At 29.3% G+C, this 22,278-nt stretch carries 23 protein-coding genes and 1 tRNA gene; all 24 read left to right on the forward strand.

The genetic code is table 11. The features are described from left to right. Positions 1-209 precede the first annotated feature (209 nt). The 24 genes from ACUV9F_RS00845 to ACUV9F_RS00960 all read left to right on the forward strand — a co-directional run bounded on the left by ACUV9F_RS00845 (position 210) and on the right by ACUV9F_RS00960 (position 22,193). On the forward strand, positions 210-1,286 hold the full coding sequence (locus ACUV9F_RS00845; RefSeq protein ID WP_446183803.1) for a hypothetical protein: 1,077 nt from the start codon (positions 210-212) through the stop codon (positions 1,284-1,286). After that, complete coding sequence (locus ACUV9F_RS00850) at positions 1,255-2,238, forward strand: GumC domain-containing protein (protein ID WP_446183804.1); 984 nt, start codon at positions 1,255-1,257, stop codon at positions 2,236-2,238. The genes ACUV9F_RS00845 and ACUV9F_RS00850 overlap by 32 nt, the downstream gene beginning before the upstream one ends. A gap of 8 nt (positions 2,239-2,246) precedes the next feature. Next, complete coding sequence (locus ACUV9F_RS00855) at positions 2,247-3,071, forward strand: glycosyltransferase family protein (protein WP_446183805.1); 825 nt, start codon at positions 2,247-2,249, stop codon at positions 3,069-3,071. Position 3,072: 1 nt separating this feature from the next. Beyond that, positions 3,073-3,792, forward strand: coding sequence for a glycosyltransferase (locus tag ACUV9F_RS00860; protein WP_446183806.1), 720 nt, complete (start codon positions 3,073-3,075; stop codon positions 3,790-3,792). 59 nt (positions 3,793-3,851) lie between these two features. Further along, positions 3,852-4,721 (forward strand): glucose-1-phosphate thymidylyltransferase RfbA, encoded by an 870-nt coding sequence (rfbA, locus tag ACUV9F_RS00865; protein WP_446183807.1) that lies wholly within the window; start codon positions 3,852-3,854, stop codon positions 4,719-4,721. Between the two features lie 10 nt (positions 4,722-4,731). Then, the gene (rfbC, locus tag ACUV9F_RS00870; protein WP_446183808.1) at positions 4,732-5,313 is read left to right on the forward strand and encodes a dTDP-4-dehydrorhamnose 3,5-epimerase; all 582 of its coding nucleotides are present in this window, start codon (positions 4,732-4,734) and stop codon (positions 5,311-5,313) included. 9 nt (positions 5,314-5,322) lie between these two features. Next, a complete protein-coding gene (gene rfbB, locus ACUV9F_RS00875; protein ID WP_446183809.1) occupies positions 5,323-6,357 on the forward strand; it encodes a dTDP-glucose 4,6-dehydratase in 1,035 nt (344 codons plus the stop codon). Positions 6,358-6,422: 65 nt separating this feature from the next. Then, positions 6,423-7,844, forward strand: coding sequence for a flippase (locus tag ACUV9F_RS00880; RefSeq protein ID WP_446183810.1), 1,422 nt, complete (start codon positions 6,423-6,425; stop codon positions 7,842-7,844). A gap of 9 nt (positions 7,845-7,853) precedes the next feature. Continuing rightward, complete coding sequence (locus ACUV9F_RS00885; protein ID WP_446183811.1) at positions 7,854-8,744, forward strand: glycosyltransferase family 2 protein; 891 nt, start codon at positions 7,854-7,856, stop codon at positions 8,742-8,744. A 12-nt stretch (positions 8,745-8,756) separates the two neighbouring features. Then, complete coding sequence (locus ACUV9F_RS00890) at positions 8,757-9,653, forward strand: glycosyltransferase family 2 protein (RefSeq protein ID WP_446183812.1); 897 nt, start codon at positions 8,757-8,759, stop codon at positions 9,651-9,653. Between the two features lie 17 nt (positions 9,654-9,670). Beyond that, positions 9,671-10,513, forward strand: coding sequence for a dTDP-4-dehydrorhamnose reductase (rfbD, locus tag ACUV9F_RS00895; RefSeq protein WP_446183813.1), 843 nt, complete (start codon positions 9,671-9,673; stop codon positions 10,511-10,513). A 9-nt stretch (positions 10,514-10,522) separates the two neighbouring features. Further along, entirely contained in the window at positions 10,523-11,305 is a 783-nt protein-coding gene (locus ACUV9F_RS00900) for a glycosyltransferase family 2 protein (RefSeq protein ID WP_446183814.1), read from the forward strand. A gap of 68 nt (positions 11,306-11,373) precedes the next feature. Then, the gene (locus ACUV9F_RS00905; RefSeq protein ID WP_446183815.1) at positions 11,374-12,849 is read left to right on the forward strand and encodes a nicotinate phosphoribosyltransferase; all 1,476 of its coding nucleotides are present in this window, start codon (positions 11,374-11,376) and stop codon (positions 12,847-12,849) included. Between the two features lie 2 nt (positions 12,850-12,851). Continuing rightward, positions 12,852-13,673 carry an NAD(+) synthase gene (nadE, locus tag ACUV9F_RS00910; protein WP_446183816.1) on the forward strand — a complete coding sequence of 274 codons (822 nt, stop codon included), beginning with the start codon at positions 12,852-12,854 and terminating at the stop codon, positions 13,671-13,673. 143 nt (positions 13,674-13,816) lie between these two features. After that, positions 13,817-16,471: a calcium-translocating P-type ATPase, PMCA-type gene (locus ACUV9F_RS00915; RefSeq protein WP_446183817.1), complete on the forward strand. Its 2,655-nt coding sequence runs from the start codon at positions 13,817-13,819 to the stop codon at positions 16,469-16,471. A 5-nt stretch (positions 16,472-16,476) separates the two neighbouring features. Continuing rightward, a complete protein-coding gene (locus ACUV9F_RS00920) occupies positions 16,477-16,908 on the forward strand; it encodes a hypothetical protein (protein WP_446183818.1) in 432 nt (143 codons plus the stop codon). After that, positions 16,908-17,369 carry a SprT family protein gene (locus ACUV9F_RS00925; RefSeq protein WP_446183819.1) on the forward strand — a complete coding sequence of 154 codons (462 nt, stop codon included), beginning with the start codon at positions 16,908-16,910 and terminating at the stop codon, positions 17,367-17,369. Before ACUV9F_RS00920 ends, ACUV9F_RS00925 begins: the two co-directional genes overlap by 1 nt. Positions 17,370-17,437: 68 nt before the next feature. Then, a tRNA-Leu gene (locus ACUV9F_RS00930) sits at positions 17,438-17,523 on the forward strand. A 232-nt stretch (positions 17,524-17,755) separates the two neighbouring features. Beyond that, positions 17,756-17,824, forward strand: coding sequence for a type I toxin-antitoxin system Fst family toxin (locus tag ACUV9F_RS00935; protein ID WP_446184331.1), 69 nt, complete (start codon positions 17,756-17,758; stop codon positions 17,822-17,824). A gap of 334 nt (positions 17,825-18,158) precedes the next feature. Further along, positions 18,159-18,725 carry a recombinase family protein gene (locus tag ACUV9F_RS00940; RefSeq protein ID WP_446183820.1) on the forward strand — a complete coding sequence of 189 codons (567 nt, stop codon included), beginning with the start codon at positions 18,159-18,161 and terminating at the stop codon, positions 18,723-18,725. A gap of 246 nt (positions 18,726-18,971) precedes the next feature. Then, entirely contained in the window at positions 18,972-20,252 is a 1,281-nt protein-coding gene (locus ACUV9F_RS00945) for a peptidoglycan bridge formation glycyltransferase FemA/FemB family protein (RefSeq protein ID WP_446183821.1), read from the forward strand. A gap of 144 nt (positions 20,253-20,396) precedes the next feature. Next, positions 20,397-20,792, forward strand: coding sequence for a D-ribose pyranase (rbsD, locus tag ACUV9F_RS00950; protein ID WP_446183822.1), 396 nt, complete (start codon positions 20,397-20,399; stop codon positions 20,790-20,792). Positions 20,793-20,816: 24 nt separating this feature from the next. Beyond that, positions 20,817-21,725, forward strand: coding sequence for a ribokinase (rbsK, locus tag ACUV9F_RS00955; protein WP_446183823.1), 909 nt, complete (start codon positions 20,817-20,819; stop codon positions 21,723-21,725). 267 nt (positions 21,726-21,992) lie between these two features. Continuing rightward, positions 21,993-22,193 (forward strand): cold-shock protein, encoded by a 201-nt coding sequence (locus ACUV9F_RS00960; protein ID WP_446183824.1) that lies wholly within the window; start codon positions 21,993-21,995, stop codon positions 22,191-22,193. The last annotated feature ends 85 nt before the right edge of the window (positions 22,194-22,278 follow it).

Genomic DNA, 22,278 nt, shown 5'->3' on the forward strand with positions numbered 1-22,278 from the left:
TATGAGTGTCAAAAATAAATAGAATTTCAATTTTAATCATCTTATTATTACAGACCTCCTTTTTTTCATTATTTACGACCTCTGCTAAACTTTTTTTAGTAAATTCGTATGTATATAAGCCACTTATAATAATTCTTATTTTTTTGCTTTTAGTATTAAATTTTATTTTTAATTTTAAAGAATTTTCCCAAAAAAGAAATTATGAATTTATGCCAGTGATATTTTTTTGGATAATAATATATTTACTAATCTTATGGGGTTCTCAAGTAGTTTATAACCAAAGTTTAGTTGTGACTTTAAAAAATAGCTATGTTTACTTCATGTTTCTTTTGTATTTTTACTTAGCAATTTTTTTAAAAAAGAGAGCAGATTTTAATTTTATACTAAATTCAATAAAGCTAATTGGACTTTTTTACTCTTTATTGTTATTGCTACAATCAGTATTAATTAGTCAGAATATTTTTTTTCTTGATTTAGGTCAATATGGACTAAATCCGATATATGACAGTTTTGGTCCGATTTTTCATTTTGTAAGAATAGCAGGACCAGCCGATTTCATATCATTTTCGATATTAGTTACTATTATTTATTCTAATTACAATGAAAGAAATCACTTTATTTTGGACTTGATTATTATTGGCATAGATCTTATGTATATTATTTTTGTTTCAGGAACACGAATGTATATGATTATTGATATAGTACTATTTTTGGTATTTATCGGATATATGGCAAAAAAAAGAACCCCATTAATGATTTATTTAGGAGCAGTTTTTGGAGGTATTGGTAGTATTGCAATTTTTCCACTATTAATAAATATGTTTACTTCAGGCAGTAGAAAAGAAAGCCTAAATATAAGAATTAATGAGTTCATGTATTATCTTGGGAAAATTTTTAATAATAACTGGTTTGGAATTGGATTCCCTGACTCTAAAAGATTTGGACAGTTAATACATGGGCCAATATCTGGGCATATTGCATTAGCCAATGCTAAATATTTTTTAGAAGATATGGGTGTTTTGGAAATTCCAGTTATTTTTGGTATTTTTGGAATAATAGGTATTCTGTTTTTTATGCATAAAGTTTTTTACTTTTTTATCAATAGTACTAAAAAAATAATTGCACTGAATATAGTGATTTACTTAATACTGATGGCTCCAACTTTGTCGTTAATAGATTCACAAAGAATTTTTTATCTATTTGTAATTATATACATTATGGAATATTTATTAGGAAATAAGGCGGAAAAAAATAATGAATCAAATAAACTATACACATACAATTAAGTCTCTATTAAAAAGTATGAAAACAAAATGGAAGTTTTTTTTGTTGACTTTTTTAATTTTAACAGGAGTAATGATAGCGGGAACTTATCTTTATAGTAAAAAAGGTACATCTGAAGTAAGTTATACAGCTAAGTCCCAAGTTGCTATTCTCCCTAACTATGAGAAAATTGACGGTACTGGAATTCAGTACTATATAAATACAGAAAAAGAAATATTAAATTCTGAAAGATTTGAAAGCAAGTTAGATAGTGCAGCAAAAAAAGATTTAAAAATGAGTGCGGACGAAATAAATTCTTATCAACTTTCTGTAGAAAACGGGACGTCAGTATTAACAATTAGCGCAAGCGCTGATACTTCTTCTAAAGCCATAAAACTAAGTAATTATATTTCAAATTTTGTTGTAAAGAATAATTCAGATATTTCAAAAAAAACATCTGCAAAAGTGATTGGAAAAGCAAAAAATTCAGAGATTCAAGGGAATAAAAGCTATAAAAAATATTATGCAATGTCTCTTGTTGTTTCCTTAATAATTTCTGTAATAGCCGTAGTTATTAAGGCTTATTATGACCCTAGAATTTATGATATAAATATTTTATCTGATTCGGTAAAGGGAGTTGAGCTTTACCATACAAAAGAAGTAAATTTAGTTAATACTTTAGGAAAATTATTTAAAAAAATAAAAGCTTTTAGTGATTCTGATAATCTAAATATTTCGGTTAATTTTTTTGAGGAAAATTTAGAAGAAAAATTGAATGATTTCTTTTTGAATGAAAATAAAAGTGAATTTAAGATAAGTACAATAGATTCCGGCAAAGCAATGAACACAACTAATGATTTATCACAAATTGTATTTGTAAAAGAATCTATAACAACAAAAAAACAATTACTCCAATTTTTAAATGAAGTTAAATATATTCCTAATGTAAATATATATCTTGTATATATTGATTGAGGTTTCAAATGACTGAATTAGCAGTAGTAGTTGTAACTTATAAAACAGATTTTTTAAATACTCCAAGTTCAAAGATATTATTGGATTATGCGAAAAAGAACAAAATTAAATTAATTATTTATGATAATAAAGCTGTTGCGCCTAAAATTAGCAATAGGAATGTCATAAATATTCAAACAACTGAAAATCATGGGCTAGCAAAGCCATATAACACAGCTTTAAAATATGCAATAGACAATAATGCAAAATGGTTAATGCTATTAGACCATGATACTCAGATAACTGAAACCTATCTAAAAAAAGTAATGTCAACAAATACTGAAAAAATAAAGGCAATACTTCCAATAATTAAAAGTAATGACACTATAATATCTCCTTTATCTGCGAATAATTACATTTCATTGAGAAAAAAAGAAGTTCCTAAGCAAGGTTTAACAAATGATTCAATTATGGCAATTAATTCAGCAAGTGTATTGTCGATAGATCAATTATTTAAAATAGGTGGATTTAATGAAAAATTCAGCTTAGACTTTTTAGACCATTGGTTATTTTGGGAATTTAATAAAATTAAAAGCAAGAAATATATTATTGTTCCCGAGCAAATAATGCATAGCTTGTCAGTTCAAAACATTAATTCAGTATCTTACAGTAGATATGAGAGCATTTTAAATTCTGAAATATTATTTTATACAGAATATAATAAGGATCAACTAGATAACTTCGTTAAAAATCTATTACTGAGAAGTTTTAAACAATTTATTTTTGTTAAAAATAGAACATTTTGGAAATTAACACTCAGTAGTTATCTAAAATTAAAAAAAGGGAAATTGTAATATGATTTCTGTATGTATGGCAACTTATAATGGAAAGAATACAATCTTTAACCAATTGAATTCAATTTTACAACAACTTTCATCTGAAGATGAAATAGTAATAGTGGACGATATGTCCAGTGATAATACTTTAGAAATCATTGAATCTATTTCAAATAAATCAAAAATCAATTTTAAAATAATAAAAAATAATAGAAATTTAGGCCCAATTAAAAGCTTTGAAAAAAGCATGGAAAATTCTAGTGGAGAATATATATTTTTTTCTGATCAAGATGACATGTGGTTACCTACAAAGGTACATGAAGTTATGAATGAATTTAAGACAGGTGCTAAATTAGTTGTACATGATAGTGAAGTAGTTGATGGTCATTTTAATGTAATAGATAATTCTTGGAATCATTATAATAAGAACAATTTAAATCAAGGAATATTTGGAAATATAGTTAGTAATAGCTATACTGGGGCTATGATGGCAATTAGTAGAGACTTACTAGATGCAGCTATCCCGTTTCCTAATAATATTCCTATGCATGATCAATGGATTTTTGATGTAGCAAAAATGAAAAAATTTAAAATATCAATTATAAATAAGCCTTTAATGAAATATGTGCGCCATGGGAATAATGTTACGGGTATGTCCAAGAGAAAATTTATACCAATGTTTACAGATAGATTTAAGTTAATAGTAGAACTTATAAAATATATTATTAAATTAAAGTAATAGATATTCATTTATTAAGGAAAAAAGTATTATATAATAATTAAAAAACGAGGTGAAATATGAAAGGAATAATTTTAGCCGGAGGATCAGGAACTAGACTATATCCGATTACAAAAGCAGTATCAAAACAACTAATTCCAGTTTATGATAAACCAATGATTTACTATCCAATGTCTGTTTTGATGTTAGCGGGAATAAAAGATATTTTAATTATTTCAACACCAAGTGATACTCCAAGATTTGAAGAATTGTTTGGAAACGGACATGATTTAGGACTTGATATTTCATATGCTGTACAGGATAAACCTAATGGACTTGCTGAAGCTTTTATTATCGGTGAAGATTTTATTGGTGATGATTCAGTATGTTTAGTTTTAGGTGACAATATTTTTTATGGAAGTGGCTTATCAGAAATGCTTCAACGTGCTTCAAATAAAGAATCAGGAGCAACAGTATTTGGATATCATGTGAACGATCCAGAGAGGTTTGGAGTTGTTGACTTTGATGAGAATATGCATGCAAAATCAATTGTGGAAAAACCAGAAAATCCTGCAAGTAATTATGCTGTTACTGGTCTATATTTTTATGATAATCAAGTTGTTGATATTGCTAAAAATATTAAACCATCTGATAGAGGCGAATTAGAAATAACAGATATCAATAAAGCTTATTTAAAAAATAATCAACTTGATGTTGAAATCATGCGTCGAGGCTTTGCTTGGTTAGATACAGGTACACACGAGTCATTACAAGAGGCGGGGAGTTTTATATCAGCTATACAAAAGAACCAAAATCTTAAAGTCGCTTGCTTAGAAGAAATCTCATATAGAATGGGTTATATTTCTAAAGAAGATGTTATTAAGTTAGCTCAGCCATTAAAAAAGAATGATTATGGTCAGTATCTATTAAGATTAGTGGAAAAGGATTAGGTAAGAACTATTGGGCAAATTAAAGGTAACAACAACAAAACTACAAGATGTTAAAATAATTGAACCTGCTGTATTTGGAGATCATAGAGGATTTTTTACTGAATCTTACTCAGATAAAGATTTTAAAGATGCTGGTATTGATTACGAATTTATACAAGATAATCACTCACTTTCTACACAAGCTGGTGTATTGAGAGGGTTGCATTTTCAACGTGGAAAAGCTGCTCAAACAAAACTTATTAGGGTTGTAACAGGAGCTGTTTTAGATGTAATAGTTGATTTAAGAAAAGGTTCTCCCACTTACAAACAATGGGAAGGCTACATTCTTTCAGAAAGTAACCATCGTCAACTTTTAGTACCTAAGGGTTTTGCACATGGCTTTGTCACACTAACTGATAATGTTAACTTTTTATATAAATGTGATAACTACTATGATGCACAAGCGGACGGTGGAATATCATTTAAGACACCTGAATTAGATATTAATTGGCCAATAGATTTTGAAACTGCTATTACATCTGAAAAAGATGCTAAACAACCTACACTAACAGAGTTTGAAAAAGACAATCCATTTGTTTATGGAGAAATATAGGTGATAAGTATGGAATATAAAAACATTATTGTAACTGGTGGAGCGGGTTTTATTGGATCTAACTTTGTTCACTATGTTGCTAAAAATCATCCCGAAGTTCATATAACTGTACTAGATAAGTTAACTTATGCTGGTAATAAAGAAAACCTTGCTGGACTTGACAAGAGTCAAGTAGAACTTGTTGTTGGAGATATAGCTGATGAAAAACTAGTTAATGAATTAGTAAAAGACGCTGATGCTGTGGTTCACTATGCAGCTGAAAGTCATAATGATAATTCATTAAAAGATCCCTCACCATTTATTCAAACTAATATCATAGGTACATATACATTAATAGAAGCATGTCGTAAATATAACGTACGTTTTCATCATGTATCCACTGATGAAGTATATGGTGATTTACCGTTGAGAGAGGACTTACCAGGGCATGGAGAGGGTATTGGTGAAAAGTTTACGTCTGAAAGTAGATATAATCCAAGTAGCCCTTATTCATCGTCAAAGGCAAGTTCTGATTTATTAGTCAAGGCATGGGTTAGATCATTTAACTTGCAAGCTACAATTTCTAATTGTTCTAATAATTATGGGCCATATCAATATATTGAAAAGTTTATTCCAAGACAGATAACTAATGTATTAAGTGGAATAAAACCTAAGTTATACGGAACTGGTAAAAATGTGCGTGATTGGATTCATACTGAAGATCATTCAAGTGCAGTTTGGACAATCTTAACTAAGGGTAAGATTGGAGAGACGTATTTAATTGGTGCAGATGGGGAACAAAATAATAAAGACGTATTAGAATTAATATTAGAATTAATGGGTCAACCAAGTGATGCATATGATGTTGTAAAAGACCGTCCTGGACATGATTTAAGATATGCAATAGATTCTACAAAATTACGAGAAGAACTAGGTTGGAAACCACAGTTTACTGATTTTAGAAGTGGCTTAGAGAGCACAATAAAATGGTATACAGAAAATCAAGACTGGTGGAAAAAGGATAAGGAATTGGTTGAAGAAACTTATTCAAAAAATGGTCAGTAATAATTTATTAGGCAATGCAATTATGCATTGCCTTTATATGTATTCAGAATTGTGAGGAACTACTTTTGATATTTAATTATCTATATAATATGTTGTATCAAGTATTTATTTTAATTATTCCTTTGGTTACCATACCTTATATTTCCAGAGTGATTGGACCAACAGGCATTGGAATTAATACGTATACTTATGCAATTACACAATATTTTATTTTGTTAGCAACTCTTGGAGTCAATCTATATGGTGGTAGAGAAATTGCATATAGGCGAGATAATAAAAAAAAGTTAAGTAAAACATTTTGGGAAATTGAATCTTTACTTATTATGACAGTCATAATGTCAACAGTATTGTTTCTTATATTTATTAATATAAATCGAGAGTATCATTCTTACTATCTCGCACAAGGGATTTCTATTGTAGCAGTAGCTTTTGATATTTCATGGTTTTTTATGGGCTTAGAAAATTTTAAAGTAACAGTTACTAGAAATATCTTAGTTAAAGCTATTTCATTAGCTTGTATATTTATTTTTGTGAAAAGTAAAAACGATCTATTTATTTATATATTAATTACTTCATTATCTGTATTGTTCGGTAATATAACACTTTGGCCATATCTAAAAGGTAAAGTAGATATGATTCAGATAAAAGAATTACATCCTACAAGGCATTTATTACCTGCAATTGCCTTGTTTATTCCACAGATAGCTATTAATATTTATTCTGTACTGAATAAGCCTATGTTAAAGATATTTAGTTCTGTAGAAAGTGCAGGATTTTTTGATAGTTCAGATAAAATTATTAAACTACTAGTTGCACTGTTAACCTCATTAGCAACTGTCGTAATGCCGAGAGTTGCTAGTAATTTTATGAATGGTAACCATCAACAGGTAAAAAAACTATTAACAAAAAGTTTTGATTATATATCATTTGTTTCTATTCCTCTTATGTTTGGAATTGCAGGTGTTTCTCAAGAGTTTTCAATATTATTTTTTGGTCCAAAATTTAGTAGTGTTGGTAATATATTACTTGTAGAATCACTAGTAATTCCATTAATAGCGTGGGCAAGTATAACAGGTAATCAATATTTATTACCAACAAATCATAATAAAGAGTATACGTCCTCAGTTATTATTGGTGCAATATTTAATCTTATATTAAATATTCCTCTAATTGTCTATTTAGGAGCAATTGGAGCCGCTTTATCTACAATATTGTCTGAGTTTATAGTAACTGCTATTCAGTTGTATTACGTTAACAAGGATTTTTCAGTTTTCCAATTATTTAAAGGATGTTATCGATATGTAATATCAGGGTTAATAATGTTTATTCTTTTGTTTATTATGAATCACATACTATCTATATCAATAGTTCACTTGATAATTGAAGTTTTAGTAGGAGCAGTGATATATTTTACAGTACTGATAATATTTAAGACGCCAATTTTATATGAGATAATTAATAGAGGGAAAAACTTTTTAAAAAGGTAAGGTATAAACATGCAAGATCCTAAAGTTAGTATAATAGTTTTAAATTATAATAATGCTTTGGATACAATAAATTGTTTAAAAAAGTTAAGAAAAATCAATTACAAAAATTATAAAGTTATTGTTGTCGATAATCATTCTACAGATGAATCTTTAAGCAAAATAGAAAAAGCTATTGATAAAGAATATTTAATAAAGTCGCCAGTAAATGGTGGTTACGCAAAAGGAAATAATTTAGGTATTAAATATGCACTAGAAATTAATAGTGATTATATTTGTGTATTAAATAATGATGTTGATATAACTCCGAATTTAATATTAGATTTTGTATCGGCTTTTACAACTGAAAATGAATTGGGAATTGCCGGACCTGTTGTTTGTGACTATGATAAAAGAAATTTAATTCAATCAGCAGGATCAAAAGTGAATATGAACTATGGTAGGGCTGAAGAACTATATAAGGGTATGGATATAGCCAGTCTAACAAGTAAGTATGTTGACTGTGATTATGTTAGCGGATCATGTCTCTTTTTTAAGAAGGAAATAGTAGAAGATGTAGGGTATATTCCTGAAGAATATTTTTTATTTTATGAGGAAAATGAGTGGTGTATGAATGCAAGAAAGAAAAAATATAAAGTAAGATGTATTACTAATATAATTGTTTGGCATCGAGGATCTCATACTATTAATCAAATTACAGGTTTATCGGAATATTTTATGTATAGAAATCTTGTGATTTTTATTAAAAAAAATGGTACCGTGAAAAATAAACTAATATTTAATACATATTTTTTATTGTTCTGCATTAAAAGTATTTTTACTAAAAAAAATGGAATTCGATTTTTGAAATATTACATTGATGGATTATTTGGAATTAATAAATATAAATATTTACAAATCTAATTAGGAGAAGATATGAATAACGACATTAAAGTTTCAATAATTATCCCCACTTATAATAACGAAGAAACTATTAGAAGAGCTGTTAAATCATGTCAATCTCAAACCTATAAAGATATAGAAATTATTGTAGTAGATAATGGGTCAATTGATAAAACTAATAAACAAGTTAGTGATTTAGCTAAAGAAGATGATAGGATCATTTTAGTGAGACTAGAAAAAAAGGGTAGGAGTAATGCCCGTAATTATGGATTAGATACTGCAAAGGGAAAATATATACAATTTTTAGATGCTGATGATACATTAAGTATAGATAAAATAGAGAAGTCAATTAATTTTTTTATACAAAACAAAAAAATTGATGCCTATGCTATGTCAGCAGAGTATGTAAAAGAAAATAAAAAAAGAAAATATACTCCTACTATTAGGTATAAAGATGAGTTGCTTGAACATAATGTTTTTCCAATAAATTCATTTGTGTTCAAAGCAAATAAACTAAGATTTGATAAAACTATTGAATACGATGAAGACTGGTTGTTTTGGATAGAGCTATTTTATAAAGAAAAGTTTAAATGGTTTATTGATGAGCAGGTGGGGTGTAGTGTATATATAACTGGCGAAAATACAATGAGTGACACTGCAAAAATGATGTATTATGAAGTTTTAATTCGAGGTATGGTGAAGATAAAATATAATGTAAAATCTTTTAAAATATTTTTAAGTGATATAAAAAAAGTAATTATTACTTATTTATTGTTTGAACAGAATAAAATTAATAATACACAATTGAATAATATAAAAAAATATTTTACGATTGAAGATGTAATAGGGAAAATTCTTTTTAAAATTCCTTTTATACATAACAAAGCAAAAAGCAAATTATTAACTATTTCAAAGAATAATGAATATTAGAAAGAGAAGTATAATGTATGAAAACTTTAATAACAGGTGGTAATGGGCAACTAGGAACAGAATTGAAAAAATTACTAGATGAAAAAAATGAAATATATACAGCTACTGATTCTAAAGAATTAGATATTACCAATGAACAAGCAGTCAATAACTATTTCTTAGAAAATAAACCTGAAATAGTTTATCATTGTGCCGCATATACAGCTGTTGATGCTGCCGAAGAGGAGCCAGGAAAATTAATTAACGAAAAGGTTAATATTGAAGGAACCAAAAATATTGCTCAAGCTGCGCAAAATGTAGGAGCTACTTTGATTTATGTAAGTACTGATTATGTTTTTGATGGAAAAAATGAAAAAATGTATACAGAAGACTCTCCAGCAAATCCAAAAAATGAGTATGGAAAAACTAAATTAGCCGGGGAACAATTGGTTTCATCAATATTGGATAAGTATTACATTATTCGCACATCGTGGGTTTTTGGTGAATTTGGCAAAAACTTTGTATATACAATGTTGAAATTAGCAGAAAATCATAGTCGGTTGACAGTTGTTAATGATCAAGTTGGAAGGCCAACGTGGACAAGGACATTAGCAGAGTTTATGACTTATGTTGTAGAAAATGAAGTTGAATATGGATTGTATCAATTATCTAATGATAACTCGTGTACATGGTACGAATTTGCATCTGAGATTTTAAGAAATAAAAATGTTGAAGTTAAGCCAGTTACTTCTGAAGAATTTCCACAAAAAGCATATAGGCCAAAACATTCAATTATGGATCTAAGTAAAGCAAAATCAACAGGATTTAAAATTCCTACATGGCAAGAAGCGCTATCTAAATTTATGGAAGAAATTGATTAGGATAAATATATGAAACCAAGTGTTACTGTTAGTATTGTCACTTATAATAGTCCCTACATTTTTAAAACTTTAGATAGTTGGATTGATAATGTTAGACCCAATTATGATATTGATATTATTGTGCATGATAACGGTTCTGAAGCTGAGTATATAGAAAAGCTTGAAGCTTATGAAAATAAGGATGTCAGGATTTTAAAAGGTCCTAACGAAGGCTTCGGTCATGGGCATAATAATGTTCTCAATCAAATTTCTACAGATTTTTTTATTATTTGTAATCCAGATATTTTGATAACTAAAGAATCATTTGAAAAAATGTATAGTTTTTTGAATTCACAAGATTTTAAAATAGGCATGTTGACACCTAAAATTGTTGGACCAGATGGTAAAACACAATATCTAATTAGAGAAAAATTAGATGTATTTGATTATATGTTGAGATTTATTCCGTTTAAATTTATAAAAAGAATATTTGATAAACGCTTAAGTAAATATGAGTGTCGCAATTTAAAAGATAATATTCAAAGTATAAATTATGGTTCAGGTGCTTTTATGTTTTTAAGAACAAAAGTAATTAGGGATATTAAAGGATTTGATGAAAGATTCTTTATGTATTTTGAAGATAATGATTTGTGTGACCGAATTAGAGAAAATGGAAATAAAATTTATTATATTCCTTCTGCAATTGTAACTCATTATTACGGGATGGAATCTCATAGAAGTTTGAAGGGATTTAAAGTCTTCATAAAATCCATGTTTCAATATTTTAATAAATGGGGATGGCGTTTTTTCTAAGCGCTTCCCCTTTTTTTTATATTTATGATATAGTTTTCTTATTAATATTAATTACACGAGGGGTAATCATGAAAAATCAATATGCTGATGATAGTTTGTTATTGCATACAGACTTATATCAGTTAAATATGATGTTAACTTATTTCAAAAAAGGAATTCATAATAAAAAAGCTATATTTGAATGTTTTTTTAGAAATCTTCCTTTTGAAAATGGATATGCTATTTTTGCTGGGCTTGAGCATGTTGTAAATTATTTAAATAATTTACAATTTTCAGAAACTGATATTCAATATTTAAGAGATGAAGTTGGCTACCCAGAAGACTTTTTAAAATATTTAAAAAACTTTAAATCGGAACTAACTGTACGCTCTGCATATGAGGGAGACTTAGTTTTTGCTAATGAACCAATCATGCAAATTGAAGGTCCTCTAGCTCAATGTCAGCTTGTTGAGACTGCAATTTTAAACATTTTAAATTATCAAATTTTAATTGCAACAAAAGCTGCTAGAATTAAGTCAGTAGCTAATGGAGATTTGCTTTTAGAATTTGGTACTAGAAGGGCTCAGGAAATGGAGGCTGCTATTTGGGGCACTCGCGCAGCTTATATAGGCGGATTTGATGCGACAAGTAACGTTCGTGCTGCAAAAATTTTTGGAATTCCAGTAAGTGGAACACATGCTCATTCTCTTGTTCAAGCATATAAAAATGACTATGAAGCATTCAAAGCCTATGCACAAACACACAAAGATTGTGTGTTTCTTGTTGATACATATGACACCTTAAGAAGTGGAGTTCCTTCAGCTATAAAAGTTGCTAAAGAATTTGGCGATAAAATAAACTTTCAAGGTGTGCGGATTGATTCAGGTGATATGGCTTACATTTCTAAACGTGTAAGAAAACAATTGGATGATGCAGGATTTGTGAATGCCAAAATATATGCATCAAATGATTTAGATGAAAAAACTATCTTAAATCTTAAAATGCAAGATGCAAAAATTGATATTTGGGGTATAGGTACTAAAGTAATTACAGCTTACGATCAACCAGCTCTAGGAGCTGTTTATAAATTAGTATCTATCGAAAATAATGATGGACAAATGGATGATACCATCAAATTATCAAGTAACGCCGAAAAAGTTACAACTCCAGGCAAGAAACAAGTTTGGCGAATTACTAATGATGATAAAAATGGAAAATCCGAAGGTGATTATGTAACGCTTTTTGACGATGATCCTAGAAAAAAAAGCGAGCTCTATATGTTCCATCCTCAATATACTTATATCAACAAGACTGTGAAGAACTTTACAGCTATTCCATTATTAAAAGATATTTTTGTAAACGGTGAATTAGTATACGACTTACCAACAGCAACACAAGCACGTGATAATGCAATTAATAACTTAAGCTCATTGTGGGAAGAATATAAAAGAGATTTGAACCCACAAATATACCCAGTGGATTTATCACAAAAATTATATGACCATAAAATGGAATATATTGCTGAAGTAAGAAACTATGTTAATGGGCTACACTATGGAGAATAACAATGAGAGAATTGCAAAAAAAAATTATTGATTTTGAAATGACAAAACCTTTCATTAATCCTGAAGAGGAAATTCGACGTTCTATAAATTTTATAAAATCATATTTATTAAATCGTCCGTTTTTAAAAACACTGGTACTTGGAATTTCTGGTGGACAAGATTCAACTTTAGCAGGAAAACTTTCGCAAATGGCAATTAACGAATTAAGAGAAGAAACTGGGAATAAAGAATATAAATTTATAGCAGTAAGATTGCCCTATGGAACTCAAGCAGATGAAAAAGATGCACAAGAAGCAATCAAATGGATGAATGCAGACGAAATTTTCACGGTGAACATCAAAAATTCTGTTGATGAATTGGTTAAAGCAATTCAAAATAATGATATTAAAATAACAGATTTTAATAAAGGTAATATAAAAGCTCGAGTAAGAATGACGGTACAGTTTGGAATTGCTGGTGATAATAATGGAATTGTTGTAGGAACAGATCATTCTGCAGAAAATATAACTGGATTTTATACAAAATTTGGTGATGGAGCTGCTGATATTACGCCGTTATTTAGACTGAATAAGCGTCAAGGAAGATTAATGTTAAAAAAACTTGGTGCGCCTTCACATTTATTTGAAAAAATTCCTACTGCAGATCTAGAAGAAGATCGACCTTCTCTTCCTGATGAGAAAGCATTAGGAGTAACATATGAAGAAATTGATGACTATTTAGAAGGAAAAGAAATTTCTGAAGATTCAGCTGAGAAAATTGAAAATTGGTTTATAAAAACTGAGCATAAAAGACGTTTACCTTATACAGTTTTTGATTCTATATGATATACTATAATTGTAAGGGAGTAACAGGCCCTAGTGTTACAAATCCATCAACAAGAATGAATCTGGATTTGTATTAAATTGTGAGACTTACACACTTTATTTTGTGTGTAGGTCTTTTTTTATACATTCATGGAGGAAAGAAGATGAAAAAGAATATTTATAACTTAGAAAAAGAACGAGTGATTGAAAAATTTAATTCCAGTAAGTATGGAATTAGTGAAATTCAAGCAGAAGAAATTTTAAACAAAAATGGTGAGAATAAACTTCAAGAAAAAAGAAAATCGACTTTAATTGAGAAATTTATAAATCAATTTAAAGATTTTATGATTATTATTTTGATCATCGCCGCTATAGTTTCAGGACTTTTACTTAAAGAATGGACTGATGCACTAATTATTTTAGTTGTAGTTATATTAAATGCGTTAATGGGAATAATTCAAGAATCCAAGGCGGAAAACGCTATTGATGAATTGCAGAAAATGACTACACCCAAAGCGACGGTATTGAGAGATGGGAAGATAGAAAAAATATCTAGTTCAAAATTAGTCGTTGGTGATATTGTACTTTTAGAAGCTGGAGATATTGTAGCTGCTGATTTAAGGATTCTTGATAGCCAATCTCTAAAAATTGAAGAATCTAGTTTAACCGGTGAATCTGTACCAACTGATAAGATTACACAACAATTAAGTGGTGAGGTTCCACTAGGTGATAGAACTAATATGGCTTTTATGAATACTAATGTAACTTATGGTAGAGGTAGTGGAATTGTTGTTGCTACTGGGATGGATACTGAAGTTGGAAAAATTGCTGGGATGTTAAATCAATCTAAAGAAATTAATACACCACTGCAAGATAATCTCAAATCACTTGGCAAAATAATAACTGTATTAATTTTAATTATTGCTGTAATAATATTTGCGGTTGGAATAATTAATAATCCGGACAAATTACCAATCTTACAAAGAATCAGTGAGATGTTATTAACGTCAATATCTCTTGCAGTTGCTGCAATTCCAGAAGGATTACCGGCAATAGTGACCATAATTTTAGCATTAGGAACGCAGAAAATGGCTAAATACAAATCACTAATTAGAAAATTACCAGCTGTGGAAACGTTAGGTAGCACTGATATAATTGCATCTGATAAGACAGGAACTCTTACTGTTAATAAAATGACTGTTGAATATATACTTGATAATATGGAGTTATTTGACAAAAAGGTTTTAGCTGATGAAAATAACAAACTACTTCAAATAATGATGCTAGCTAATGACACAAAAAGAGCAAATAATTCGTTACTAGGAGATCCAACCGAAACGGCCTTAATTCAATTTGCATTAGATAAAAACATCGATGTGGATGACTTTTTGGATATTCATAAACGAGTTCAAGAAGTACCCTTTGATTCAGATAGAAAGCTAATGAGTACGGTTAATGAGTTTGAAAACACTTATATGATATCCACCAAAGGTGCACCAGATCAATTGTTAAAAAGAGTTACTAGAATTAATAATAATGGCAAAATAAGAAGTATCAATGAAATTGACGTAAAACAAATATTACAAGAAAATGAAAAACTTGCCCAAAAGGCAATGCGAGTTTTAGCTTTTGCATATAAAGAAATCGATGATCTTGTAGATGTTGTAGATAGTGAAAATATTGAAAAAGATTTAATTTTTGTAGGATTAGTTGGAATGATAGATCCAGAACGTCCAGAAGCAAAAATAGCAGTGCAAGAGGCAAAATCAGCGGGAATAAAACCAATAATGATAACTGGGGATCATCCTATTACTGCAAAAGCTATCGCTAAAAGATTAGGTATAATAGATTCTACTAATGATGAAATAGTGCTAACTGGTGATGAACTGGATAAAATTGATGAAGAAACATTTGATCAAAATATAGAAAAATATTCAGTTTATGCAAGAGTTTCTCCTGAACATAAGGTCAGGATAGTGAAAGCTTGGCAGAAAAAAAACAAGGTAGTAGCAATGACTGGAGATGGAGTAAATGATGCGCCAGCCTTGAAAACAGCAGATATTGGAATTGGTATGGGTATTACTGGTACTGAAGTTTCTAAGGGAGCAAGCGATATGATTTTAGCTGATGATAACTTTGCTACTATTGTTAATGCTATTAAAGAAGGTAGAAAAGTATTTAGTAATATTCAAAAATCTATTCAATATTTATTATCTGCTAATTTGGGTGAGGTTTTGACATTGTTTATGATGACTTTACTTAGTTGGGATATATTAAAACCAGTTCAATTATTATGGATAAATTTAGTTACAGATACTTTACCAGCTATTGCTCTTGGAGTAGAACCAAGTGAAAAAGATATTATGAAACAAAAGCCAAGAGGAAGGGATTCTAACTTCTTTTCTAATGGAGTAGGGCTTTCAATAATATATCAAGGAATTCTTGAGGGAGTGATTACCTTGGGAGTATATTTTATTGGAATAACATATCCTTTTCATGCAGGAAATGATTTAATACATGCAGATGCTTTAACAATGGCTTATGCAACGTTAGGTTTGATACAATTGTTTCAGGCTTTTAATGTCAAATATATTCATGGATCGTTATTCACAAATAATCCATTTGAAAATAGAGTGTTTAATTGGTCAATTATTATTTCAGTGATTTCATTAGCAGTAACTATTATGGTTCCTGGATTAAACGGAGTTTTTCATGTGACTGAATTGAATTTTATACAATGGATAACTGTATTATCAGGTGGCATAATTATGGTTCTAGTTGTAGAATTAGTTAAAATGTTTCAAAGAAAGAGAGTGTAAGATTAATGAATCAAATGCAAAAAAAAGCAATGGCATATGCCAACACAATCAATGACATGATTCAAAAAACACAAGAAGTGCAAGAACGACTCAATCCTAAATTTGAAGAAATTAAAAAAGCAATCGACAACAATAAATTAAAAGACATGAAGTCATCTGATTATCTTGAAATACAAGGCGATTTTCAAAAGGGAACAGATGAATATAAAAAAATTGCTAAAGTAATGCATGAAGTAAAAGCTCCAGCAAGATTAATGGGAATTCAACATAATTTAGCTGTTACATATGACGAATATGCTGCTGCTTGTCAAGATATGGTTGATAGCATGAAAGACAATAGGGATGTGGATATTGAAGCTTTTAATAATGCTGAATTAAAGCAAGAAGAAGCTACGGATAAAATCTCTAAATATATTCAAAAGATTTTTCAAGGATAATGACTGATAAAGAATTAACTGATCTTGTTAAGGAAATTTCATCGGTATATTTTGGCAAAGAATTTGAGAATGTTGCCAAATTTAATGCTAGATTAAAAACAACTGGTGGTCGATTTCATTTAAAGGATGGACATATTGATATAAATCCAGCGGTTGTTGAAAAATATAATGAAAATACTTTAGTGGGAATTATTAAGCACGAACTAGTTCACTATCATTTGTACTATTCTGGGCTTAGAAGACATAGTCATGGTTCAAAAGAGTTTAAAGAATTGTTATTAAGAGTTGGTGGATTAAGATATGCACCTAAGTTTGTTGAGTCAAAAAAGAAAAAATATAAAATATATGAATGTAGTTCTTGTGGACTACGGTATAAAAGAATTAAAAAAATTAATACACAAAAATTTGTCTGCGGAAAATGTAGAGGAAGATTAATTTTTTTAGAAGAAAAGTATTTATAAAATGTGGATATTTGAAATCTGCATTTTTTTCTTTTATAGACTATAAAAAAGATATATACTTATTGTATGCGGGTATGGCGGAACTGGCAGACGCGCAAGACTAAGGATCTTGTGGAGAATTTTCTCCGTGGAGGTTCAAATCCTCTTACCCGCATATAGGTAAAAATAAAAGTACCAACCTTGATTTAATAAGGCTGGTACTTTTTTGATTTTATTTGCTAGACAAGAGGTTAATAATGCATTTGTTAAATTGGATGACTAGTTTAGTAATCAAATGTTTTCTTGTTTTATGAGCTATGATACTGTTAAAATTATTTTGTTGCCAGCCCAATTGGGTAATATGCACGGTTGGGAGGTGTTTAACTATGGTCTCATTTGTCATGACTATGGTCGCTACCACTTTGAGTGGGTGTGCAGTTGCATACTTCACCTATTGGCTATCAAAGCGGAAGTAAGGCAACAACAAGCCAATTATTGGGACACGCATGGCAGTGCGTGTTCTTTTTTATTATAAAAATCATACAAAAAAACACATCCATGGCAGTGGATGTGAATTCGGTGTAACTATGGTTCTCATTTGTAAATACATAATAACATTGCATTACTGAAGTGTCAAAAATGTCATCGCTGGAAGGATGATAAATGCAATATCAGATCCTTAATATGAGTTATATCATACACACTTACGAGATTTGGGAATTGATTTGAAATAGCAGCTCTTGAAGGTACTTAGAACATTGGTTTAATGTGGATAATTATGAAACTTATATTTAAGGAGAATAATTATCTATGACTAAAATAATAGCGTATTGTAGAACATCAACAAATAAACAAGACTTAGGAATTGATGTCCAGTTACGGGCAATAGAAGTTTATAATCCGGATAAGATTTATAAAGAACAGGTATCGGGAAGAAAAGAAAATAGAAAAGAATTACATAAAGCTCTATCTAATCTGGATACTGGAGATACACTTTTGATTTATAAACTTGATAGACTTTCTAGAAGTACAAAACAATTAGTAAATATAATGGCGGAATTAAATGAAAAAGGAATTCATTTAACCTCAATATCTGATGGGGTAGATACATCCACTCCAAATGGACGATTTTTATTTACGATAATGTCAGCAATGGCACAATTAGAAGCTGAGATGATTTCTCAACGCACCAAGGAGGCTCTTGCTATAACAACTAAAAAATTAGGAAGACCTCGAATAAAGAGAAATAAAATTCAAAGAGTAATTCATTTATATAAGAATACTAAGTTAACTATTAAAGAAATTGCAATAAGAGAAAAAATAAGTGATAGAACTATATATAGAATTTTAAAAGAATATAATTTAAAGAGAAATTAATAGATGTTTACATATAAATATATGAATAGTAGTATTAATTTATACTATTAGTGACAAAAACGAACCTTTTTGTCACATTAATTTATTCTTTTAAAAAACTACTTAAAACACATTAGGGCTAATCAAGCTTAAATTGATTAGCTTCTTTTTTTGTTTAAAAATTGACTGTCATAATCGTTCGTTTAAGTCATTATTAGAAATTTATAAAAATGTGATGTATAAAAAGTGTTCTAATAAGGAGTTAGTATGGAATTTATAGATTTGAGTACTAGAATGAATGATTGGCAAGAATTCGTTTTGAATCATCCACTTGGGAATTTTGCACAAACGATCAATCAGTTTGAAGTGTTAAAAAAACGTGGCAATGAAGTATTCATACTAGGTGTAGTTAATAAAAATGATAAGATTATTGCTGGAAGTGTTGTAACGGCTCAACATGTAAGGCTTGGAAAAGTGTTCGGTTTCGATCATGGACCATTATTAAATTACGATGATGAAGAGTTACTAAGGTATTATTTTAATGAAGTTAAAAAATTTGCAAAAAAACATGGTGGATTATTTTTGAGAGTGGCACCTAATGTTGTTTACAGAGATTTTGATAATGAAGGTAATCCAATATCAAAAGCAAATGATAAGTTATTGAATAATTTTAAACGCATTGGTTTCAAACATGAAAAATTTCAAAATGGCTTAGCTAAATCAGAAAAAGAAGCAAGATTAAAAAATACTACTTATTGGCAGTATGTTAAAGAATTTGACGAAGAATCGTATAAGGAAGTAGTTAAGACATATAGTAAGGATGTTAATTATTACTTAAAGAAAAATAAACAATTTGGTATTAAGCTTAGACAGCTCCCTAGAGAAGACTTAAATAAGTTTTATGATTTAACATATGATACTGGAGAACGTCTTGGAATTGGAACAAAATCATTAGAATATTATAAATACGCATTTGATGCGTTTAAAGATAAAATACAATTTTTAGTTGCGGAAATGAATTTTATAGATTATATATCTGAAGAAAATCAAAAAATTAATCAATTAAATAATAAACTTGAAAAAATAAATCAAAAGATTGAGAAGTATCCTAATAATGATAAATTTAAGCGACAGTTTAATGAGTTCGATGATCAAAAAAAAGCGCATATAAATAGAATAAAGCGGGCTAGAGAATTACAATCGGAATCAAATGGAAATACAGTAATAGTTGCTGGAGGGATGTTTGTTAAACTTCCACAAGAGATAGTCTATTTATTTTCTGGTACTTATGAAAAATATATGGAATTTTATGGTCCTTATCAGATTCAAGATAAGATAATAAAAGAAACAATTGATTCTGGAATCCATAGATATAATTTTTTTGGAATTGACGGAAGTTTCGATGGAAGTGATGGAGTACTAGAATTTAAAAAAAATTTTAATGGTAAAGCTCAACAGATGGTAGGAGTATTTGAATCTCCAATAAATACTTTTAAATATAATACGTATAAAATATTGAAAAATTTATTAAAAATAATAGGAAGATAGTAGAACGTTTTATTAAACGTTCTTTTTTAATACTAATAATATAATACTTTTAAATTGGTACGAACTTTTATTGAAAGTGGATACATATCATGTTAAATTATTATGGTAGATTTATTATGATTAGCTTTCCATTGGAGGAAAAATATGAGAAAAACTAGAGTTTTGAATAGTAATATTTCAAAAGCTATTTCAGATATGGGACATTTTGATACATTGGCTATTGGTGATGCTGGTATGCCTGTACCAAGTGATACTGAAAAAATTGATGTAGCTATTGAAGCAGGTCTTCCTGGTTTTATGGCTGTATTAGAAAATGTATTAAGTGAGCTTGAAGTTCAAAAAATATATTTAGCAGAAGAAATGAAGACTGCCAATCCTGAACAATTACAAAGGGTTAAGGATTTACTTGGAGATACACCTATTGAGTTCATTCCCCATGAACAAATGAAAAAAGATTTGAGTAAGACTCGTGCATTCATTAGAACTGGTGAAGAAACTCCTTACTCAAATATAATTTTAGAAAGTGGCGTTGTTTTTTAAGACAAGAAAGGTATTTTATAAATAATGAAAAAAGTTGTAGTTCTTGGATCAACAAACGTTGATACTATTTTAAATTTAAACCATTTTCCTCTTCCTGGAGAAACTATGAAAATGGAAAATATGGCTCAAGCTGGTGGTGGAAAGGGAGCTAATCAAGCTCTTGCTGCTACAAGGTTAGGTGCTCAAACAAGCTTTATAAGTCGTGTTGGTGATGAAGGTGCTGCTGATTTTATGCTTGATACTTTCAAAAAAGATGGCATGGATACTGATTATATTTATACTTCAAAAACATCAGGTACTGGTCAAGCATTTATCATGGTTAATGAAGAAGGACAAAACAGTATCATGATTTATGGCGGTGCAAACAACGAGGTTTGCCCAGAAGATGTTCAAGCGGCCAGTGAAGTAATTAAAAATGCCGATATTTTAATAGCTCAATTTGAAGTTCCAATGGAAGCTATTGTGGAAGCATTTAAAGTTGCCAAAGAAAACGATGTTAAAACAATTCTTAATCCAGCTCCTGCTACAAACGATATTCCAGCAGAGTTAATTAAGATGTCAGATATTATTATTCCTAATGAAACAGAAGCTCAATTAATAACAGGAATTGAAGTTACAGATCGTGATTCAATGGATGCAGCTTCAAATAAACTTATTGAAATGGGTGCAGGTGTTGTTTTAATTACTGTTGGTTCAACAGGTTCATACTACAATACTGGTGATAAGACTGGTTTTGTAAATGCATTTAAAGTAAAAGCTGTTGATACAACTGCTGCTGGAGATACATTTATTGGTGCGTTTAGTACAAAAATAAATGATGACCTTTCAAATATTGAAGAAGCAATGACTTTTGCTAATAAAGCTTCTTCCATTGCAGTTCAAGCTGCTGGAGCACAAGTGTCAATTCCTTATGAAAAAGATGTTCAAATTTAAAAAGGCGAATAGCCTTTTTTATTTTGTGTGTAAATAATTTATTTATGGAAAAATATATTTTAATTAGAATATTTTTAAATCTTGAAAAATACGTGAAAACACCATGAAAACGGCATTTATGAACAAATAATATTGTTAATTTTCTTATTGCATGATAGTATATGTGTGTATTGTGAAATGGTTAATGGTTCGACAGATCGCAAGACTTTCTTCCAAGTACCACGAACAAATTACAAATTTTTTAAATCCTCAGGAGGAAGTTCTAACATGGAAAATGGAACAGTAAAATGGTTTAATTCAGAAAAAGGCTATGGCTTCATTACTCGCCAAGATGGTAGTGATGTATTCGTACATTACTCAGCAATTCAAGGTGAAGGCTACAAGACTTTGGAAGAAGGACAAGCTGTAACATTTGATATCGAAGAAAGTGATCGCGGACCACAAGCTGTAAATGTAAACAAAGCATAATTTCTTTAGATATAAATGCTAAAAGCCTAGCTTATGCTAGGCTTTTTTGTTTTAATTTTAATATAGAAACATATTAAGAGGTTCA

This window comes from Daquilactobacillus linshuiensis (genome assembly GCF_052828685.1).

What these genes read in the sequence shown, in the direction of transcription:
- rfbD (WP_446183813.1), top strand. Translation starts at nt 9,671, where the DNA reads ATGAAAACTTTAATAACAGGTGGTAATGGGCAACTAGGAACAGAATTG.
- ACUV9F_RS00860 (WP_446183806.1), top strand. Translation starts at nt 3,073, where the DNA reads ATGATTTCTGTATGTATGGCAACTTATAATGGAAAGAATACAATCTTT.
- ACUV9F_RS00885 (WP_446183811.1), top strand. Translation starts at nt 7,854, where the DNA reads ATGCAAGATCCTAAAGTTAGTATAATAGTTTTAAATTATAATAATGCT.
- rfbA (WP_446183807.1), top strand. Translation starts at nt 3,852, where the DNA reads ATGAAAGGAATAATTTTAGCCGGAGGATCAGGAACTAGACTATATCCG.
- ACUV9F_RS00945 (WP_446183821.1), top strand. Translation starts at nt 18,972, where the DNA reads ATGGAATTTATAGATTTGAGTACTAGAATGAATGATTGGCAAGAATTC.
- ACUV9F_RS00915 (WP_446183817.1), top strand. Translation starts at nt 13,817, where the DNA reads ATGAAAAAGAATATTTATAACTTAGAAAAAGAACGAGTGATTGAAAAA.
- ACUV9F_RS00940 (WP_446183820.1), top strand. Translation starts at nt 18,159, where the DNA reads ATGACTAAAATAATAGCGTATTGTAGAACATCAACAAATAAACAAGAC.
- rbsK (WP_446183823.1), top strand. Translation starts at nt 20,817, where the DNA reads ATGAAAAAAGTTGTAGTTCTTGGATCAACAAACGTTGATACTATTTTA.
- ACUV9F_RS00900 (WP_446183814.1), top strand. Translation starts at nt 10,523, where the DNA reads ATGAAACCAAGTGTTACTGTTAGTATTGTCACTTATAATAGTCCCTAC.
- ACUV9F_RS00890 (WP_446183812.1), top strand. Translation starts at nt 8,757, where the DNA reads ATGAATAACGACATTAAAGTTTCAATAATTATCCCCACTTATAATAAC.
- ACUV9F_RS00855 (WP_446183805.1), top strand. Translation starts at nt 2,247, where the DNA reads ATGACTGAATTAGCAGTAGTAGTTGTAACTTATAAAACAGATTTTTTA.
- ACUV9F_RS00845 (WP_446183803.1), top strand. Translation starts at nt 210, where the DNA reads ATGCCAGTGATATTTTTTTGGATAATAATATATTTACTAATCTTATGG.
- rbsD (WP_446183822.1), top strand. Translation starts at nt 20,397, where the DNA reads ATGAGAAAAACTAGAGTTTTGAATAGTAATATTTCAAAAGCTATTTCA.
- nadE (WP_446183816.1), top strand. Translation starts at nt 12,852, where the DNA reads ATGAGAGAATTGCAAAAAAAAATTATTGATTTTGAAATGACAAAACCT.
- ACUV9F_RS00960 (WP_446183824.1), top strand. Translation starts at nt 21,993, where the DNA reads ATGGAAAATGGAACAGTAAAATGGTTTAATTCAGAAAAAGGCTATGGC.
- rfbB (WP_446183809.1), top strand. Translation starts at nt 5,323, where the DNA reads ATGGAATATAAAAACATTATTGTAACTGGTGGAGCGGGTTTTATTGGA.
- ACUV9F_RS00905 (WP_446183815.1), top strand. Translation starts at nt 11,374, where the DNA reads ATGAAAAATCAATATGCTGATGATAGTTTGTTATTGCATACAGACTTA.
- ACUV9F_RS00850 (WP_446183804.1), top strand. Translation starts at nt 1,255, where the DNA reads ATGAATCAAATAAACTATACACATACAATTAAGTCTCTATTAAAAAGT.
- ACUV9F_RS00925 (WP_446183819.1), top strand. Translation starts at nt 16,908, where the DNA reads ATGACTGATAAAGAATTAACTGATCTTGTTAAGGAAATTTCATCGGTA.
- ACUV9F_RS00920 (WP_446183818.1), top strand. Translation starts at nt 16,477, where the DNA reads ATGAATCAAATGCAAAAAAAAGCAATGGCATATGCCAACACAATCAAT.